Annotated in this window: 18 protein-coding genes; 6 read left to right on the forward strand and 12 right to left on the reverse strand. The window is 74.1% G+C overall.

The window, feature by feature from the left end; genetic code table 11:
• Nucleotides 1-107: 107 nt before the first annotated feature.
• Nucleotides 108-1271: an HNH endonuclease gene (locus ANAE109_RS05100; protein ID WP_011985313.1), complete on the reverse strand. Its 1164-nt coding sequence runs from the start codon at nt 1269-1271 to the stop codon at nt 108-110.
• A 605-nt stretch (nt 1272-1876) separates the two neighbouring features.
• Nucleotides 1877-2620 carry a rhomboid family intramembrane serine protease gene (locus tag ANAE109_RS05105; protein ID WP_011985315.1) on the reverse strand — a complete coding sequence of 248 codons (744 nt, stop codon included), beginning with the start codon at nt 2618-2620 and terminating at the stop codon, nt 1877-1879.
• A 289-nt stretch (nt 2621-2909) separates the two neighbouring features.
• On the opposite strand from ANAE109_RS05105, the gene lpxC reads away from it, so the two are divergent.
• On the forward strand, nt 2910-3824 hold the full coding sequence (gene lpxC, locus ANAE109_RS05110) for a UDP-3-O-acyl-N-acetylglucosamine deacetylase (protein ID WP_011985316.1): 915 nt from the start codon (nt 2910-2912) through the stop codon (nt 3822-3824).
• Nucleotides 3825-3830: 6 nt separating this feature from the next.
• Complete coding sequence (locus ANAE109_RS05115) at nt 3831-4070, forward strand: hypothetical protein (RefSeq protein ID WP_011985317.1); 240 nt, start codon at nt 3831-3833, stop codon at nt 4068-4070.
• Between the two features lie 266 nt (nt 4071-4336).
• Here ANAE109_RS05115 and ANAE109_RS05120 read toward each other — a convergent pair whose 3' ends face one another.
• Nucleotides 4337-4807, reverse strand: coding sequence for an SRPBCC family protein (locus tag ANAE109_RS05120; protein ID WP_011985318.1), 471 nt, complete (start codon nt 4805-4807; stop codon nt 4337-4339).
• Between the two features lie 261 nt (nt 4808-5068).
• Between ANAE109_RS05120 and ANAE109_RS05125 the strand changes: the two genes are divergently transcribed.
• Complete coding sequence (locus ANAE109_RS05125) at nt 5069-5308, forward strand: hypothetical protein (protein ID WP_011985319.1); 240 nt, start codon at nt 5069-5071, stop codon at nt 5306-5308.
• Nucleotides 5309-5364: 56 nt separating this feature from the next.
• On the opposite strand, the gene ANAE109_RS05130 is transcribed toward ANAE109_RS05125, so the two are convergent.
• The 4 genes from ANAE109_RS05130 to ANAE109_RS05145 all read right to left on the reverse strand — a co-directional run bounded on the left by ANAE109_RS05130 (nt 5365) and on the right by ANAE109_RS05145 (nt 8303).
• A complete protein-coding gene (locus ANAE109_RS05130; protein ID WP_011985320.1) occupies nt 5365-5829 on the reverse strand; it encodes a hypothetical protein in 465 nt (154 codons plus the stop codon).
• Nucleotides 5826-6275, reverse strand: coding sequence for a phage holin family protein (locus tag ANAE109_RS05135; protein WP_011985321.1), 450 nt, complete (start codon nt 6273-6275; stop codon nt 5826-5828). The genes ANAE109_RS05130 and ANAE109_RS05135 overlap by 4 nt, the downstream gene beginning before the upstream one ends.
• Nucleotides 6276-6390: 115 nt before the next feature.
• The gene (gene ligD / locus ANAE109_RS05140; protein WP_011985322.1) at nt 6391-7308 is read right to left on the reverse strand and encodes a non-homologous end-joining DNA ligase; all 918 of its coding nucleotides are present in this window, start codon (nt 7306-7308) and stop codon (nt 6391-6393) included.
• Between the two features lie 95 nt (nt 7309-7403).
• Nucleotides 7404-8303: a Ku protein gene (locus tag ANAE109_RS05145; RefSeq protein ID WP_011985323.1), complete on the reverse strand. Its 900-nt coding sequence runs from the start codon at nt 8301-8303 to the stop codon at nt 7404-7406.
• Nucleotides 8304-8422: 119 nt separating this feature from the next.
• On the opposite strand from ANAE109_RS05145, the gene ANAE109_RS05150 reads away from it, so the two are divergent.
• Nucleotides 8423-8629, forward strand: coding sequence for a hypothetical protein (locus ANAE109_RS05150; protein ID WP_143827900.1), 207 nt, complete (start codon nt 8423-8425; stop codon nt 8627-8629).
• Between the two features lie 60 nt (nt 8630-8689).
• On the opposite strand, the gene ANAE109_RS05155 is transcribed toward ANAE109_RS05150, so the two are convergent.
• The 4 genes from ANAE109_RS05155 to ANAE109_RS05170 all read right to left on the reverse strand — a co-directional run bounded on the left by ANAE109_RS05155 (nt 8690) and on the right by ANAE109_RS05170 (nt 11823).
• Complete coding sequence (locus ANAE109_RS05155) at nt 8690-9019, reverse strand: STAS domain-containing protein (RefSeq protein WP_011985324.1); 330 nt, start codon at nt 9017-9019, stop codon at nt 8690-8692.
• A gap of 240 nt (nt 9020-9259) precedes the next feature.
• A complete protein-coding gene (locus ANAE109_RS05160; RefSeq protein WP_011985325.1) occupies nt 9260-10534 on the reverse strand; it encodes an acetyl-CoA hydrolase/transferase family protein in 1275 nt (424 codons plus the stop codon).
• Between the two features lie 86 nt (nt 10535-10620).
• Nucleotides 10621-11391, reverse strand: a complete 771-nt coding sequence (locus ANAE109_RS05165; protein ID WP_011985326.1) for a TSUP family transporter — start codon at nt 11389-11391, stop codon at nt 10621-10623.
• A 69-nt stretch (nt 11392-11460) separates the two neighbouring features.
• Complete coding sequence (locus ANAE109_RS05170) at nt 11461-11823, reverse strand: response regulator (RefSeq protein ID WP_011985327.1); 363 nt, start codon at nt 11821-11823, stop codon at nt 11461-11463.
• Nucleotides 11824-11971: 148 nt separating this feature from the next.
• Between ANAE109_RS05170 and ANAE109_RS05175 the strand changes: the two genes are divergently transcribed.
• Complete coding sequence (locus ANAE109_RS05175; protein ID WP_158305867.1) at nt 11972-12736, forward strand: SIMPL domain-containing protein; 765 nt, start codon at nt 11972-11974, stop codon at nt 12734-12736.
• Nucleotides 12737-12984: 248 nt separating this feature from the next.
• Here the strand turns inward: ANAE109_RS05175 and ANAE109_RS05180 are convergent, their stop codons facing one another.
• The gene (locus tag ANAE109_RS05180) at nt 12985-14391 is read right to left on the reverse strand and encodes a phosphoribosyltransferase family protein (protein ID WP_011985329.1); all 1407 of its coding nucleotides are present in this window, start codon (nt 14389-14391) and stop codon (nt 12985-12987) included.
• Between the two features lie 483 nt (nt 14392-14874).
• Here ANAE109_RS05180 and ANAE109_RS05185 point away from each other — a divergent pair, with 483 nt between their 5' ends.
• Complete coding sequence (locus ANAE109_RS05185; RefSeq protein WP_234945244.1) at nt 14875-16818, forward strand: heavy metal translocating P-type ATPase; 1944 nt, start codon at nt 14875-14877, stop codon at nt 16816-16818.
• Nucleotides 16819-16951 lie beyond the last annotated feature (133 nt).

Genomic DNA, 16951 nt, shown 5'->3' on the forward strand with positions numbered 1-16951 from the left:
GCGAGGGAAAGCGGCCTACGAGGGGCCGGAGGGGCGGCGTCGCCGCGCGTCCGCCGCGTCGCCGGAAGGCGCTGCGGCCGGAGTTGCTCCCGTTCCGTCGAGCGCGGTCACGTTGCCCACAAGCCCTGCTGAATGGCAGCTGGCGCCGGCATGCCCCGGCGCTCGGCGAGGTTTCCGCGCCGGAAGCGGTCCATGTGCTCGCGCCCGTAGGTCTGTTCGGCGTGCAACGTGTTGTGGGACTTGCAGGCGACCCGGAGGTTCTCGACCGTCGAGGGTCCGCCCAGGGCCTGCGGCTGGATGTGGTCGAGCTCCAGCTGCCAGCGGCTGTTGCAGCGCCGCCCGTCCGGAGCGACCCACGCGCAGCGTCCGCCGTCGCGCTTCCAGACCTCGAGCCGCACTATCGCCGGGATCGTGCTCGTGGGCGCGGCGGGCTCGGCAGAGGGCCGTGGGTCCCGGTCCGCCTTCCGCTGCCGCTGCGGCGCGACCGCGCCCTTGCGCCTGCCGTGCTTCTCGACGGCGCAGCGGATGGCCTCGCGGAGCACCGCCGCGAGATCGCCGTCCGGGATCTTGTGCGAGAGCAGCGCGGTGAGCGTCTCGAGGTCCTCCTTGCAGCCCCGGTCGATGGTGACCCGCAGCGACCAGCCGCTCTCGCTCACGGCGCGGGTCTCCGCCCGCGTCTTCGGGCGGGGAACGTCGGGCAGCGCGGAGACCGTGGGCGGCAGCGACCCACCAGCAGCCGCTGGCGGCGCGTGGATCGCCTCCTGCGGCTCGGCAGGTCGGGCATGGACTGTCGCCAGCGGCAGCGCCGGGGCGCTCGCTGCTGAGGCGCGGTCGGGCAGCTTGCGCACGCCCGCCCGCGGAGCGGTGCGCGCCTGGAGCGAGGCGACGAGGTGATCCACCTCCGCCTTGGTGCGGTACGCGGCCCGGGCGACGAGGTCGGGCAGGTTCTCCTCGGTCAGCACCTGGCCGAGCAGCTGGACGGTGGAGATGCAAAGGCGGCCATCTCGCAGGGCGTCCTCGAGGCTGGGGAACCGGCGCAGCACCCGCATCGCCTGGATGCGTCGCCCGGCCGCGCCCTCGCGCAGGTGGAGCACCTCCAGGCAATACGCCCAGAGCGAGGGGTAGCCGGCCTCCACGTAGGCGCGGCGGCGATCGAACACCTCGAGGTGGAGGAGGAACTCGACCTGAACGTCGCGCTCCTGGCCTGCGAGCTCGCGCAGGCGCTGGGCGAGGAGGGTCGAGTCGAGGGCGGAAGGGGTGATCGCGGGCATGGTGCACCTCCTGTGCACCCTTCGTAACACGCGATTTCCGCACCTCCCGAGACGCACCAGGATCGCGCCTGCGCCGCTTTCCGGGCCCGCCCCTTCGCCGTCCACGCGGCGCGCCGGACGCGCACGGCGCGCCCTGCCTACGCTCGCGAGGAGCGTGTTCCCGACGCGCCGAAGACGTGTGAGCGCGTTTCGTCTCGAACCTCGTCAAGAGGGCAACGTTCACCCACCGCAACTGGGACTCGAGTGGCCCGCAAGCGCTGTCGCTGGAGATAGCAGGGACTCCTAGTGAATGCCGCCGTCGGCCGAGCGGCGCGCAACTTCCTCGGACCTGCTCTGCCCGCTCGTCCAGTCCTCGCGCCGACGCCGGTGAAGACGCACCGCGTGATGGGCAGAGGCGCGCCGGGAACCGGGCGCTTCTCCCCTCGATGCCCGAGCCCCATCACGGGCGACGGCACACGACCTGCCCGCAGGCGTGCGCTGTCGCCGTGGGATGTGATGAATCGAGAGACCCCGACCCCGACCCCGACCTCGACCCCGACCCCGACCGCGACCCCGGCCTCGAACCCACGCCCGTCACCGGGCTTCGCTCTCCCGACGCGGCGAGGTCACCAGCTCACTCGGCGCGCGCGCCAGGTCGACCGCCGGCCCATGACGCGCACGAGCAGCCACCCGGCCACGAACCCGAACACGTGCGCGATCACGGCCACGCCCGGCGAGCCGCCGAAGACCACCGACAGGAGCTGCAGCACGAACCAGAGCCCGATGAAGAAGGACGCCGGCACCGCCACGAGCCGGACGAAGATGAAGATGATGAGCGCGGAGAGCACGCGCGCGCGGGGGAAGAGGGTCATGTACGCCGCGAGCACGCCCGCGATCGCGCCGCTCGCGCCCACCATCGGCACCCACACGTCTCCGCTCGCAGCGGACGCGACGCTCTGCGCGAGCGCCGCCACGACGCCGGACGCGAAGTAGAAGGCGACGAACCGGCCGCGCCCGAGCGCGTCCTCGACGTTGTTCCCGAAGATCCACAGGAACAGCATGTTCGACCCGAGGTGCACGAGCCCACCGTGCAGGAACATGCTCGTGAGGATCGTGAGCGGGACCGGCACGAACGCGCGCGGCCAGGTGTCGGTCAGCGTGAGGATCTCGTAGGGGATGGCTCCGCCGCGGAGCGCCGACGCGTTGAGCCGCTCGCTCATGTGCCCGACCACGTCTCCCCCAGAGGCCGCGATCGCGGGGAGCGCGAGCGCGTCGATCTGCCAGAGGAAGGCGAGGACGTTGACGACGATGAAGGCGATGGTGACGACCGGTGTGCGCTCGAGCGGGGTGTCGTCTTTGAGTGGGATCACGCGCTGGCCTCGGGGCGTGCGTGCTATAAGGCGCCGCCCCGAAAATAGTCGTTCACGCGTGCCCGCCTGACACGGATGTCGCGGTCTCGCGACAGGCGGATGGGGTGGGAGAGGCTCGGCGCCTCACGGCGGACGAGCGCTTGCCGGAGACGAGCAAATTCATCCGCAGCTACGAGGGGTTGCAGCACGCCTACGCCGGGGCGAAAACCGGCCGGATTTCGGGGTGATTGGCACATCGATTGCTCGGAAGGGTGCCGCCCGGGCCACCGAGCCCGCCGGACTCTCATCTATGACCTACTGGAATCAGCGGACGGTGGCCAAGCGCGTGAGCTGCACGGGCGTGGGCCTCCACTCCGGCAAGCCCGCCACCCTGACCCTCGCGCCGGCCCCGGCCGACTCCGGCATCACCTTCGTGCGCATGGACCTCGACGTCGAGGTGCCGGCGCGCAACGACCTCGTCGTCGACACGATGCTCTCGACGAGCGTCGCGCTGGGCGCCGCCCGCGTGTCCACCGTCGAGCACGTGCTCGCCGCGCTCGCGGGGATGGGGATCGACAACTGCCGCGTCGAGGTGGACGGGCCGGAGATCCCCATCGTCGACGGCTCCGCCGCGCCGTTCGTGTGCCTCATCCAGGAGGCCGGCACGCGGCAGCAGCGCGCCGGCCGCCGCTACCTCGTCGTCGATCAGCCGGTGGAGATCCGCGACGGCGACAAGCTCGCCCGCCTCGATCCGGCCGACGGGTTCGTCGTCGACTTCACCGCCGACTTCGACCACCCGCTCGTCACGAACCAGTCGTTCCGGGTGGCGCTCTCGGACCGCGCCTTCGAGCGCGAGGTGGCGCGGGCGCGGACGTTCTGCTTCCGGCGCGACATCGAGCGGATGCAGGCCGCCGGCCTCGCCAAGGGCGGCAGCCTCGACAACGCCATCGTCATCGACGAGTTCTCGATCCTGAACCCGGAGGGGCTGCGCTTCCCCGACGAGTTCGCTCGTCACAAGGTGCTCGACGCCATCGGCGACCTGGCGCTGCTCGGGATGCCGGTGCTCGGCGCGCTCACCGCAGTGAAGAGCGGTCACGCGCTGAACCAGGCCCTGGTCCGCAAGGTGCTCGCAGATCCGGGCTGCCATCGCGTGGTGCGCCTCACCTCCGACGCGGACGTCCCGGCGCGCCGCCCGGTGGCGCTGGGCCTGCCAGAGGCGATCTAGCGCCGGATGGCGGCGCCGGCGCTCTTCCACCGCATCGCCGAGCCCGACTCCGCCGCGGCGCGACAGCACGTCCTCGCGCTCGGGCTCGCGGGCGCGATCCAGTTCCGCAACGTCGTCTTCGACGCGCACCGAGACGCGCTCGCCGCCCTCGGGGGCGGGGCCACGCCTGCGCTCTGGGACGGCTCGCAGCTCCACTCGGGCCTCGCCGCCGTCCGCGCAGCGCTCGACGCGATGGCGCGGAGGTAGCGGGTTCCCGAGCGGCCTCGCGAGGTCGGCGAGGGGCGCAGCCCTCAGGGTTGATCACTCGTGTAGGACCCTGAGGGCGCAGCCCTCCGGCGGCGAACGGCCGCGTGCCCGCGGAAGCGGGCCCCCTCGACTTCGCGCCCGCTTCGCGGGCGCTACGCTCGGGGTGAGCGGGAGGTCGAGGGGCCCCGCCGAGCAGGGGTGAGGCTCCAGCGCCCCTCGGCAGGCTCAGGACGCCGGAGCTGGGGCGCGGCGCCCGGTGCGATCGTTCAGTGCGGATGGGCGTCGCCGGGGTGCACCTCGCCACGCCAGGCCCCGGTCTCGCTGCCGCGCTCCTCGATGAAGCGCTTGAAGCGCTCGAGATCGCCCTCCACGCGGCGTGACACCACGCCGAGCGCGTCGCCGACCTTCTCGACGAAGCCCTGGGGGTCGTACTCGAGCGCGAGCGTCACGCGGCAGCGGTTCGCGTCGAGCGGCGTGAACAGCACGACGCCGGAGTTGATGGCGCCCGCGCGGTGCCGCCAGGCGATGCTCTGGTCCGGGATCTGGTGCACGATCTCGGACTGCCACTCCTCTCGCTTCCCGCCGATCTTCGCGACCCAGTGCAGCGTCGTGTCGTCCAGCTGGCGGACCTCCTCGACGCCCTCCATGAACCGCGGGAACTCCTCGAACTGCGTCCACTGGTCGTAGACCATCCGGAGCGGCTTCTCGATCTCGATGTGCTTCTCCACCCGTGCCATGGCTCTCCCCCTCGTTCGGTCGTTCCGTCTCGCGTCGCGCCGCCGTCGCGGCGAGCGAGGCTGGGCTCGGATCGGAGGGCGACCCAGCAGCCGCGAGGCCGCCGGCCAGTGCCCTCCGCTCCTGCCCCGACAAAACGCTTCGCACGGAGGAGGGGATTGTCAGCGGTGGTGCTGGCGCGCGGCGGCATGCCCATGATCCACGCGGCTGCCAACGGAGGCGCCGCGACGTCGGGCGGACGGCGGCGGGGCGAGGGAGGGACCATGAGCGGAAGCTGCGAGGTGTGCGGGAACGAGTACGACAAGGCGTTCGAGGTGGTCACCGCCGGCAAGCACCACGTGTTCGACAGCTTCGAGTGCGCCATCCAGGCGCTCGCGCCGCGCTGCGCGCACTGCGGCTGCCGCGTGATCGGCCACGGCGTGGAGGCGGGGGGGAAGACGTTCTGCTGCGCTCACTGCGCGCAGGCGACCGGCGTGCACGGGCTCCAGGACCGGGCGCAGTGAAGCCTGGGCGTCCGCCGGGCGCTCCCGCCCGGCGGCGCGGCGCCGCGGACGCCCTGCTACGCGCGTGGCCTGACCGGGGCGGCGTGGCCGTTCGCGCGGGCGCGGGGCGGCGCCGCCGGGGTCGGCCCGATGAAGCGGTCCACGAGCCGCCTCGCCACCGCGGTGCCGGCCGCGACGCCGGCCGCCACCAGGATCTTGTCGCGCGTGGACTGCTCGGCGGCCACGCGGTCGGGGTGCTCGAGGAGCCGGGCGACGGCGTGGCTCACCTCGCGCGCGCGCCGGCTCGGGCGCCGCTGCTCGCGCCGCGAGCGCATCGCGAGCGCGACGAGCCCGCCGATCACCAGCGCCGCTCCCGCGGCCGCCACCGCGAGCGCGACCGGGTGGCGCTTCGCCTGCAGCTTGAGGTCGAACAGCTCGTGGCGGCGCCGGTCCAGCTCGGCGACGAGGTTGCCGATGTCGCTGCGGAGCGTGTCGATCTCGCCCGAGACCCGCGAGACAAGCTCCGGGGATCCGTCCTTCATGCGATCCGCTCCTTCGCGAACTTCACGTTGTCCTGGAGGGAGCGGCGGGTGGTGTCGAGCGGCTTCTTCACGCGCTTCGCCCAGCCCCACAGCCCGGCCGCGGTCCCGATCGCGAGCACCACCGCGGCCACGAGCAGCGACGCGGCCCAGCCCGGCATCACCTCCGCCTCGAACAGCGCGAAGACGACCGCCGTCAGGAGGAGCTGCAGGGTCACGAGGGCGCACACCCCCGCGACGCCGAGCCCGCTCGCCATCTTGATCTCCGAGCGGAGGTCCGCCTTCAGCTCGACCTTCGCGAGCTCGACCTCCTTCCGCGCGAGCAGGCTGGCCTTCTGGGCGAGCTGCGTCACGAGCTCCTTGACGCTCGCCGCACGCAGCGGGTCCATGGGCGTGGCGGGCGGCGTCCGCACCGCGCCCGCCTCGATCAACCGGCCATGCTGGTCCATCCGCTCCCCCTCCGCGCCGGTCGGGCGCGCGATGCTCGAGTACAGAGAAATTGCGCCCGGGGCGAGGGCGGCGCACCGGGCCGGCGGGCTGCGCCCCCACCGCGGACCGGGCCCCCTAGCGGGCCACCGCGCGCTCGATGGTCCCAGGACCGGGCAGGCGCTGCCGCCTGATGAGGACCGGCTCGAAGAGGTCGCCCCTCCGCTCGACCCGGGCGAGGACGTCGGCGGCCTCGAACACGAGGCCCTCGCCCCGCCGGGTGCGGGCCGCCTTCTCCACCTCCGCCCAGGTCACGGGCGTGGACACCGTGGGGCGAGGGCGCGCCCGCAGGGAGTACACGCACACGGTCGTCTTGTGCGGGTCGTTCTGGCTCCAGTCCACGAGCACCTTGCCGGCCCGCAGCTGCTTGGTCATCCGCTCGACGACGAGCTCCGGGTTCGTCCGCTCCATCACCTGGGCGACGGCGTGCGCGAGCGGCTTCGTGTCGTCGTAGCTCGCCGGGCCGTTGAGCGGCACGTAGAGCTGGAGCCCCTTCGAGCCGGAGGTCTTGGGGAAGGCCTCGAGCTCGAGCCTCGCGAGCAGGCGGCGGAGCAGGAGCGCCACGTCGCAGCAGGTGACCACGTCCGCGGGCGGCCCGGGATCGAGATCGAAGACGAGCAGGGTCGGGGTGTCCACCGCGCGAGCGAGCGAGAGGGAGGTGTGCAGCTCGAGATCCGCGATGCTGGCCGCCCACACGAGCGTGGGCAGGTCGTTCGCGACGCAGTAGTCGATGAACTCGTCGTTGCCCGCGCTCCACACCTTCTCGGTGTGGACCCACGCCGGCCGATGGCGCGGGCAGCGCTTCTCGTAGAAGAACATGCCCTCGACGCCTTCGGGGTAGCGCTTCATCGTGAGCGGGCGGTCGCGCAGGTGCGGGAGCAGCACCGGCGCGACGCGGGCGTAGTAGTCGATGACGTCGCCCTTCGTGAACCCGGCCTGCGGGTAGAAGACCTTGTCGAGGTTCTTGAGGACGAGGCGGCGGCCTGCGACCTCCACCTCGACGCCCGCCGCCCTCGACGGCGGCCGTCGCGATCCCTGCCGGCCCGGCTTCGCCACCGCCTGAGCACGCGCGGGTCCTGCGCGCCGCGGACTCACGAGCGCGCCTTCCGGGTGGCCTTGCGCTTCTTGCCGGCGGTGCGCGCCGCCGCCGCGGGTCGGTGGCGCCGCTCGCCGCGCGCCGGCGTCGCCGCGGCCCGCTCGCGCTCCGGCGCCTCGCCACGACGGCGAGCGGCGGCGAGGCTCGCGGAGAGCGCGTCGGCGAGGCTCACCACCCCGGCCGGCGCGCGCTCCGGCTCGGGCGCCTCGATGGTCTCGCCCTCGGCCTTCCGGCGGACGAGCTCGAGAACGCGCTCGCGGTGGAGGTCGGGGTACCGCTCCGGCTCGAACGCGGCGGCGAGCGAGCCGACGAGCTGCTCGGCCATGGCGAGCTCGCGCTCGGACGGCTTCGCGCGCGCCGGCAGCTCGAGCGCCGAGACCGGGAGGACCTCGTCGGCGCGGTTCATCGTGGAGAGCGCCAGCGCGTCGTCGATCGGCCGGACGCAGCAGAGCGACTCGCGGGTGCGGAGCACGAACGTCGCGATCGCCACCTTCCCGGAGCGGCGCATGGTCTCGCGCAGGAGCGCGTACGCCTTGGCGGCGCCGCCGTCGGGCACCAGGTAGTAGGTCTTGTCGAAGTAGACCGGATCGATCTCGGCGAGCTCCACGAAGTCGTGGATGTCGACGGTGCGCGTCGCCTTGGGATCGAGCTTCTCGAGCTCCTCCGGCGTGATCGCGACGTACTTCCCCTTCGAGAGCTCGTACCCCTTCACGATGTGCTCGTAGGGGACCTCCACGTCCTCCTTGGCGCAGAAGCGCTTCAGCTGGATCCGCCCGCCGTCGGCGTCGTGGAGCATGTGGAAGCGCACCTCCTTCTGCGTCACCGCGGTGACGAGCTTCACCGGCACGTTCACGAGGCCGAACGTCAGCGCCCCGCTCCAGATCGCCCGCGCCATCGGCTCCCCCTCTCCCTACGTTCGTGCGCCCGGCGGGCCGCGGCAACGCGGGCGGCGCGGACGGGGTGCCGCTTCACGGCGGCGGCGCGCGGCCGCACCTTGTGGGCGAGGGGGAGCACATGCCGCGAAAGCCAGAGGAAGAGCGTCCGCGAGGGCGCCGGGACGAGACCCCGGCGACGGACCTGCCGCCGAGGAAGGAGCCCTACTACGAGGGGTACTTCGGCACGGAGGAGGAGGAAGGCGCCGTGCGGGAGGAGGAGAGCGGAGACGAGCCTCGCCGGGGGATGACGGAGGACGCCGCCGGCGGAGACCGCGAGATCATGTGAAGGGAAGCGCCCGCGCGCTCGCACGCCGGGCGCGCGGGGCGCCGTCCACCGCCCCCTCGCTCAGTGGAGCGGCACCCGCTCGGCAGACGTCGCTGCGGACTGCAGCGCCTCCACGTCCACGCCGAAGTAGCGGAAGATGCGGAGCTGGTGCTGGCGCAGCCCGCGCATGAGCAGCCGCTGGCGACCCCCCGCCAGCCCGTGGGCGAGCGCCGCCACGCCGAGGTCGGCGAACTCGCGGACGAGGCTGAAGTCGAGCACGACCTCGGTCGCCGCCTCCTGCTGCAGCCTCTGAGCCAGCTCGGCCGCGGATGCGTGATCGAAGACGCCGGACAGGCGAATCACCGTCCGGCCGCCCTCGGTCTCGCGGAGGAACACGCATGAGCCGGGCATCCCCTCGCTCCTTAGCGACGCTCCCGCGTCGACAGCGGTGTGGCGGCTTCGTTTTGAGAATTTGCACGATCGGGGCTCGCCGCAACCGGGACGGTGCGTCCGAGTCCGCCTCGAACGGCCGTATCCTGCGCGCTTTCGCGCGGCGCGCGCGCGACGATCGCGGGGCGTGTTCGTGACTTCAGCGGCGGCGAGGCCGAGGGGGGAGACTTCACGGCCGACGGGCGGCCGGCCCGGCGCCGCTCACCAGCTCCCGAAGCGGCGGCGCGCCTCGGCGGCGAGCGCGTCGCGGTGCTTCGGGTGCGCGATCGCGATCAGGGCAGCCGCGCGCTGGCGCAGGTTCTTGCCGAAGAGATCCGCGATGCCCTGCTCCGTCACGACGTAGTGGACGTGCGCCCGCGTGGTCACCACGCCCGCGCCGGGCCGCAGGTAGGACACGATCCGCGACTCGCCGCCGGAGGTGACGGACGGCAGGGCGATGATGGGCTTCCCGCCCTCGGAGAGCGCCGCGCCGCGGATGAAGTCCATCTGCCCGCCGACGCCCGAGTACTGGCGGTCGCCGATGGAGTCGGCGCACACCTGGCCGGTGAGGTCCACCTCGATGGCGCTGTTGATCGCGGTGACCTTCGGGTTGCGGCGGATGACGGCGGTCTCGTTCACGTACGCGATGTCGAGCATCGCCACGAGCGGGTTGTCGTGGAGGAAGTCGTAGAGCCTGCGGGTGCCGAGGGCGAACCCCGCCACGATCTTGCCCGGGTGGACCTTCTTCGCCTCGCCGGTGATCACGCCCTTCTCGACGAGATCCACGACGCCGTCGGAGAGCATCTCGGTGTGGATGCCGAGCCGCTGGTGATCCCCGAGGTACGCGAAGGTCGCCTGCGGGATGGCGCCGATGCCGAGCTGGAGGGTCGCCCCGTCCTCGACGAGCTCGGCGCAGTGCCGCCCGATGGAGCGCTCCGCCTCCGTGAGCTCGTGCTCCGGCAGCTCGTGGATGGGCTCGTCCACCTCGACGAGGTAGTCGATGTCGTCCACGTGGATGACGCCGTCGCCGTGCGTGCGCGGCATGCGCGGGTTCACCTGGGCGATCACCGTGCGCGCGGTCTGCACCGCGGCGCGGGTGACGTCCACGGAGACGCCGAGCGAGCAGAAGCCATGGCGGTCCGGGGGGGAGACGTGGATCAGGGCCACGTCGAGCGGGAGCACGCCGGACCGGAACAGCTGCGGCACCTCGGACAGGAAGACCGGCATGTAGTCCGCCCGGCCCTCCTCGACGGCCTTGCGGACGTTGGCCCCCACGAAGAGCGCGTTCACCCGGAAGCTCTTCGCGTGCTCCGGCGCGACGTACGGGGCGCGCCCCTCGGTGTGCAGCGAGACGATCTCGACCACCCGCAGCTCGCCCGCGCGCGCGGTCAGCGCGTCGACGAGCCGCTGCGGCGCCGCGGCGACGCTGTGGATGAAGACTCGCTCGCCCGACTTGACGACGGAGAGGGCTTCCTCGGCGGAGACGTTGCGGCTCATCGCGGGGCTTCCTCCCGGCGGGGGTGCGTTCGCAGCCGGGCAGTCTAGCAGCGGCCGCGGGCAGGGGGGAGCCTCGCCGCGCCGTGTCATGGACCCCGCATGTCCCAGGCGAGCTTGGCGGCGAGCCCGAGCGCGACCACCACCACCACCCGGCGCACGAGCGCGTCCCCGCGGCGGATGGCGAGGTGCGCGCCGATCCAGCCGCCCGCGAGCTGCGCCGCCGCCATCGGCAGGGCGATTCGCCAGACGACGACCCCCCGGGAGGCGAAGAGCGCGAGCGCGGCCAGGTTCGAGGCGAAGTTCACCACCTTGGCGCTCGCCGAGGCGTGGGCGAGCCCGTCGCCGAGCAGCGCCGCGAAGGCGACGATGAGGAAGGTGCCCGTGCCCGGGCCGAAGAAGCCGTCGTACGCGCCGATCGCGAGCGCGATCGCGGCGGCCGCGAGCGCCGCGTGCCGGGGCGGCGGCGCGTCCGCGAGGCGCGGGGGAGACCCTCGGCGCAGCCCGACGAACAGCGCGGCGAACGCGAGCAGCGCCAGCACGATGGGGCGGAGGGTCGAGGGAGGGGTCGCGAGGACGAGCGCCGCACCGGCGAGGGAGCCGGCGAGCCCCATCGGAAAGGTGACGCGCGCCCGGCGGCCGTCCACCAGGCCACCTCGCGCGAAGCGGACCAGCGCCGCGAACGAGCCGAACACCGACTGGCCCTTGTTCGTGCCGAGCGCGAGGTGGGGCGGGAGGCCGGTCCACAGGATCGCAGGGATGGTGAGGAGCCCGCCGCCGCCCGCGATGGCGTCCACCGTGCCGGCGACGAGGGCCACCAGCGCGAGAAGGGCGATCTCCGGCGGGCCCACGTCGATCATGCGCGGCGCGTCATACCATGCCCGCCGGCGGTCGTTCGCCCGGCGGCGGTGGAGCTCCGGTCAGCCCTCTCAGCGCACGTTCCGCTCGACCGCCTGGAGCAGCTCTCCGAGCCCGATCGGCTTGAACAGGAACTCGGACGCGGTGATCGACTGATCCTCGAACCCCCGGCTCGCCGTCATGACGACCACGGGGATCCCGGCGAGCCGCGCGTCGCGGAGCTGCTCCTCACGGAACTGCCAGCCGTTCATCTCGGGCATCATGAGATCGAGCAGGATGAGGGCGGGGCGCTCGCCCTTGCGCAGGCAGTCGAGGGCCACCCGTCCGTTCTCGCAGAGGCGAGCGTCGTAGCCCTCCTCCGCGAGGAGCTCGCCGATCGTCTCCCGGAGATCGTTGTCGTCGTCCACGACGAGGATCGGGCGGCCGTCGATCATCTGAAGGGGCGCATCCTAGGCGAGCGAAGCGCGGAGGGCGTGCGCCCATCCGGGGAGCGCGCGCGTCACCCCGAGCCGGCCGAAAAGTCGGACGCCAGCCCGGCCCGGCGCCGAGGTATGAAGGCGGCTCCGGAGGTCTCCGATGCTCATGACGCACCGTGCCGCTGCCGTCCTGCTCCTCGCGCCGCTCGCCTGCGCCGCCTCACCCGCGGCCGCCTCGCCGGACCTCGCGTCACCCGCCGCCGGGGCCGTGCTCGCCGCCGCCGCGCCGGCCGCAGACGGCAAGCCCCAGGAGCGCATGATCCGCGTCACGGGCGACGGCCGGGTGCGGGTCCGGCCCGACGTGGCGATCGTGCACGCCGGCGTGGAGGCGACCGGGAAGGTCCTCGCGCCGACGGTCGCAGACGCCTCTGCGAAGATGCGCCGCATGCTCGACGCCCTCGCGAAGGCCGGGGTCGCCGAGAAGGACGTCCAGACGACGCGGCACGACGTGCAGGTGGAGCGTCCGTGGGTCGACGGCAAGCCGCGCGACATCACCGGGTACACGGTCGTGGACGAGGTCCGGGTCACGGTGCGCGATCTGGGGAAGCTCGGGGCGATCCTGGAGCGCGTCATCGCCGCGGGCTCGAACTCGCTGCGCGGGCTCTCCTTCGAGCGCGACGATCCCGCGCCGGAGCGTCAGCAGGCGCTCGCGCGCGCCGTGGCCGTCGCGCGCGGGAAGGCGGAGGCGATGGCGAAGGCGGCGGGCGTGACGCTCGGCGAGGTGGTCGCCCTCGAGGAGGGCGGCGCCGGGCCGCCCATCCCGTTGATGAAGTACCGCGCCGAGGCGATGGTGGCGGCCGACGGCGCGCCGGTCACGCCGGGCGAGCTCGAGATCGCCGCGAGCGTGTCCGTGACGTACGCGATCCGCTGACCTGCGCCGTCCGGGCGGGCAGCACCGCGCGGACCGTCGCGACCGCGACGAGCACGACGAACGAGACGACCGCGGACGTGGTCATTCGGACGGAGCCCCCCGGAGCCCATCCAAGCGCTTCGGCCGTCTGAGCGACAGCCCCGCGATCGCGGGGCACGGCCGGCCCGCGGCGTCCGGCCGCGGCTCACGGGCCACCGCGGCCGCGCCGGGGCGCATCCGGCGGATCGCTCGACGATCTCCTCGGCCGGTCAGGCCACCGGCCGCGTTCCGAGCGCGGCGGGGGCGGTGAACTGCCGCTCGAGCCAGCGCGCCGCCAGGCGGGTCACCGAGTCGAGCGCGCCCGGCTCCTCGAAGAGATGGGTCGCGCCGGGCACGACCGACAGCTCGCCGGCGCGCAGGTACGGCAGCACGGAGCGATTCAGGCGGAGGACGGTGGTGTCCCTGCTCCCCACGACGAGGAGCACGGGGGCGCGGACCTGCAGGAGGGTTTCCGCGCGGACGAGGTCGGGGCGACCGCCCCGCGACACGATCGCCGCGACCAGCTCGGGCAGCAGGGCGGCGGCCGCCAGCGCGGCGGAGGCGCCGGTGCTCGCGCCGAAGTAGCCGATGCGCAGCTCGCGCGTGCGCGGCAGCGACGCCACCCAGCGCGTCGCCGCGACGACGCGGCCGGTCAGCAGCGCGATGTCGAACCGGAGCTCGGTCGTCACCTCGTCCTCGAGCGCCTCGGCGGGCGTGAGCAGGTCGAAGAGGAGCGTGGCGAAGCCGGCGCGCTGCAGCCCGCGCGCGACGAGCTGGTTGCGGGGGCTGCGGCGGGTCGAGCCGCTCCCGTGGACGAACATCACGAGCCCCTTCGCGCCGGGCGGGACGGCCAGCTCCGCCTCGAGCACGCCGGGCTCGGGGCCGCCGTCGAACGGGATCGCGAGGACCTCCGGCTCGTAGACGGCCGCGGAGGGCTCGGCGCCGCCCGCCTCGCCGAGCCACTCGCCGTCCCAGAGCTCGCCGAGCTCGCCTTCCGCGGGCTCCGCTCGGCCGCGCCGCAGGCAGCTCACCACCTCGTCGTCGGACACCTGCGTGAAGCGCTCGTACCAGAGCCCCACCGCGTAGAACGGCTCGGGCAGCTCGACGGCGATCACCTCGTCGAAGTCCTCGCGCAGCTCCGGGAGGGCTCCTCCCGCGATCACCGGCGCCGCCAGGACGACCCGCGCCGCGCCGCGCTGCCGCGCGGCCCGAGCGGCGGCGCGCGCCGTGGCGCCCGTCGCGACGCCGTCGTCCACCACGATCACCGTCCGCCCGGCCAGCCCGACCATCGGGCGGTCGCCCCGGTAGACCCGCACGCGCCGCGCGAGCTCGATCGCCTCGCCCGCGGCGAGCTCCGCGACGTCCTCGTCGCCGAGCTCCAGCTCGCGCAGCGCCTCGCGACGCACGAACACCGCCCCGCCCTCGGCGATGGCGCCGAGGGCGTACTCGGGAGAGCCCGGCGCCCCGAGCTTGCGGACCACCACGACGTCCAGCTCCGCGTCGAGCGCGCGGGCCACCTCGAAGGCGACCGGCACGCCGCCGCGCGTGAGGCCCAGCACCACCGGGCGCGCCGCCCGGAAGCGCGCGAGCTCATCCGCGAGGAGCCGCCCCGCCTGCTCCCTGTCCCGGAACCTCATGGCCCGCCTCCTTCGACTCCGCCGACTCCGCCGGCCGCGCCACGACCGGCGCCCGACTCGACTCGACTGAAACGCTAGCGCCACGTGCGGGCGCCGCGCCGGGACCGGCGGGGCGGGCTGTTCGGGTGGGATCGCGACGCCGCCGGGCCGGGCGCCCGCACGCGCGCTCGCTCGGGCGCCGCGCCGGGTCGCGGGGAGGTGTAAGCGGCGTGGCCGCCGTACGTTGAAGTCCACGGACGGGAGAGGCCCATGGAGCGACCCGGGGATCACGCGAGCGAAGGGCAACGCGGCGCCGCTGGCGGCGCTCCCACGCCGGGACGAGCGCCTGCGAGGCCGGGCGGCCCGAAGCACCCCGAGCGGCGAGGCGGTCCGCCGGACAGCGCCCATGCGCACGGCGAGCACCCGCAGCCCGCGCACGCCGGCCACGACCGACCTCCCGAAGCGGGCGAGCACCGCGGGCACGATCGCCACGCGGGCCACAGCGTGGAGCTGTTCCGCACGCGCTTCTGGGTGAGCCTCGCCCTCACGGTGCCGACGCTGATCTGGGGGCACATGCTCCCGAGCGCGCTCGGCTGGCATCCCCCCGCTTTCCCGGGCTCGGCGTGGCTGCCGCCGCTGTTCGGCACCGCGGTGTTCGTCTACGGCGGCCGGCCCTTCCTGGAGGGGGCGGTCCGCGAGCTTCGAGATCGCCTGCCAGGGATGATGACGCTCATCGCCCTGGCGATCGGCGTCGCGTTCGCGTTCAGCGCGGCCGTCACCGTCGGCTACCCGGGCATGCCGCTCTGGGAGGAGCTCGCGACCCTCGTCACGGTGATGCTCCTCGGCCACTGGATCGAGATGCGCTCCATCTTCCAGGCGCGCGGCGCGCTCCGGGAGCTCGCGGAGCTGTTGCCCTCCGCGGCGGTGCGGCTCGTGGACGATCGGGAGGAGGAGGTGCCGCTCGCCGCGCTGCGGGAGGGCGATCTCGTCCTCGTCCGCCCCGGCGCGCGCGTGCCCGCGGACGGCTTCGTGCGGCAGGGCGAGAGCGCCGCGGACGAGTCCATGATCACCGGCGAGTCGCGGCCGGTGAAGAAGCGCCCCGGAGACCGGGTGGTCGCGGGGACCGTCAACGCGTCGGGCTCGCTCCGCGTCGAGGTCACCGGGACCGGAGAGCGCACCGCGCTCGCCGGCATCATGCGGCTCGTCGAGAGCGCGCAGTCGTCGCGCTCGCGCGCGCAGGCCATCGCGGATCGGGCGGCGCTCCTCCTCACCGTGGTGGCGCTCGCGGCGGCGGCGATCACGGCCGTCGCCTGGACGCTCGCCGGCGCGTCCGGCGCGTTCACCGTCGAGCGCGTGGTCACGGTGCTCGTCATCGCCTGCCCGCACGCCCTCGGCCTCGCCATACCGCTCGTCATCGCCATCTCCACGACCCTCGGCGCCCGCTCCGGGCTCCTCGTCCGCGATCGGCGCGGGCTGGAGGAGGCGCGCCACATCGGCACGGTGGTGTTCGACAAGACCGGCACGCTGACGCTGGGCGAGCACCGGGTGGTGGGCATGCTCGCCGCAGACGGCGTCGCCGAGGCGGAGGCGCTCCGCGCCGCGGCGGCGGTCGAGCGCGACTCGGAGCACCCCGTGGCCCGCGCGATCGTGCGCTCCGCGCAGGAGCGCGGGCTCGCCGTCCCAGCGTCGCAGGGCTTCGAGGCCATCGCCGGTCACGGCGTCCGCGCGTGGGTGGACGGCCGCGAGCGGTTCGTCGGCGGGCCGAACCTGCTGCGCCGCCTGCGGGTGGCGCTCCCGCCCGGGGTCGAGGCGTTCTCGCGGACGGCGGCCGCGCGCGGCCAGTCCGTGGTGTACCTCGTGGAGGAGGGCCGGGCCGCCGCCGCGTTCGCGGTCGCGGACGCGGTGAGGCCGGAGTCGGCCGAGGCGGTCCGGCGGCTCCACGCGATGGGCCTGCGCGTGGCGATGCTCACGGGCGACTCGCGCGCGGTGGCGGAGGCCGTCGCGGGAGAGCTCGGCATCGACTCGGTCCTCGCGGAGGTGCCGCCCGAGCGGAAGGCGCAGGAGATCGAGCGGCTCCGGCGCGGCGGCGAGCGGGTGGCCATGGTGGGCGATGGCGTCAACGACGCGCCCGCGCTCGTCACCGCCGACGTGGGCATCGCGGTCGGCGCCGGGACCGACGTGGCGGTGGAGGCCGGCGACGTGGTCCTCGTGCGCAGCGACCCGCGCGACGTGCCACGCATCGTCGCGCTGAGCCGGGCCAGCTACCGCAAGATGATCCAGAACCTGTGGTGGGCCGCGGGCTACAACGTGGTGGCCATCCCGCTCGCGGCGGGTCTGCTCGCGCCGTGGGGGTTCGTCCTCGCTCCCGCCGTCGGAGCGGTCCTCATGTCCGCGAGCACCGTCATCGTCGCCGTGAACGCGCAGCTGTTGCGCAGGGCCCGGCTGTAGCGGGCCTCGACCGCCCTCGGCCTGCCGGCGTGAGCGGGCGCCGAGGCTGCTCAGCCCTTGAGCGATCTGCGCGAGCTTCGAGAGACTCCCGCTTGGGCCGTGGGCCGGTCCCGGGGCGGGGACGCCGTTAAGC

This window comes from Anaeromyxobacter sp. Fw109-5, assembly GCF_000017505.1.
Taxonomy (GTDB): Bacteria; Myxococcota; Myxococcia; order Myxococcales; family Anaeromyxobacteraceae; genus Anaeromyxobacter.

What these genes read in the sequence shown, in the direction of transcription:
- ANAE109_RS05100 (WP_011985313.1), bottom strand. Translation starts at nt 1,271, where the DNA reads ATGCCCGCGATCACCCCTTCCGCCCTCGACTCGACCCTCCTCGCCCAG.
- lpxC (WP_011985316.1), top strand. Translation starts at nt 2,910, where the DNA reads ATGACCTACTGGAATCAGCGGACGGTGGCCAAGCGCGTGAGCTGCACG.
- ANAE109_RS05115 (WP_011985317.1), top strand. Translation starts at nt 3,831, where the DNA reads ATGGCGGCGCCGGCGCTCTTCCACCGCATCGCCGAGCCCGACTCCGCC.
- ANAE109_RS05120 (WP_011985318.1), bottom strand. Translation starts at nt 4,807, where the DNA reads ATGGCACGGGTGGAGAAGCACATCGAGATCGAGAAGCCGCTCCGGATG.
- ANAE109_RS05125 (WP_011985319.1), top strand. Translation starts at nt 5,069, where the DNA reads ATGAGCGGAAGCTGCGAGGTGTGCGGGAACGAGTACGACAAGGCGTTC.
- ANAE109_RS05130 (WP_011985320.1), bottom strand. Translation starts at nt 5,829, where the DNA reads ATGAAGGACGGATCCCCGGAGCTTGTCTCGCGGGTCTCGGGCGAGATC.
- ANAE109_RS05135 (WP_011985321.1), bottom strand. Translation starts at nt 6,275, where the DNA reads ATGGACCAGCATGGCCGGTTGATCGAGGCGGGCGCGGTGCGGACGCCG.
- ANAE109_RS05145 (WP_011985323.1), bottom strand. Translation starts at nt 8,303, where the DNA reads ATGGCGCGGGCGATCTGGAGCGGGGCGCTGACGTTCGGCCTCGTGAAC.
- ANAE109_RS05150 (WP_143827900.1), top strand. Translation starts at nt 8,423, where the DNA reads ATGCCGCGAAAGCCAGAGGAAGAGCGTCCGCGAGGGCGCCGGGACGAG.
- ANAE109_RS05155 (WP_011985324.1), bottom strand. Translation starts at nt 9,019, where the DNA reads ATGCCCGGCTCATGCGTGTTCCTCCGCGAGACCGAGGGCGGCCGGACG.
- ANAE109_RS05160 (WP_011985325.1), bottom strand. Translation starts at nt 10,534, where the DNA reads ATGAGCCGCAACGTCTCCGCCGAGGAAGCCCTCTCCGTCGTCAAGTCG.
- ANAE109_RS05165 (WP_011985326.1), bottom strand. Translation starts at nt 11,391, where the DNA reads ATGATCGACGTGGGCCCGCCGGAGATCGCCCTTCTCGCGCTGGTGGCC.
- ANAE109_RS05170 (WP_011985327.1), bottom strand. Translation starts at nt 11,823, where the DNA reads ATGATCGACGGCCGCCCGATCCTCGTCGTGGACGACGACAACGATCTC.
- ANAE109_RS05175 (WP_158305867.1), top strand. Translation starts at nt 11,972, where the DNA reads ATGACGCACCGTGCCGCTGCCGTCCTGCTCCTCGCGCCGCTCGCCTGC.
- ANAE109_RS05180 (WP_011985329.1), bottom strand. Translation starts at nt 14,391, where the DNA reads ATGAGGTTCCGGGACAGGGAGCAGGCGGGGCGGCTCCTCGCGGATGAG.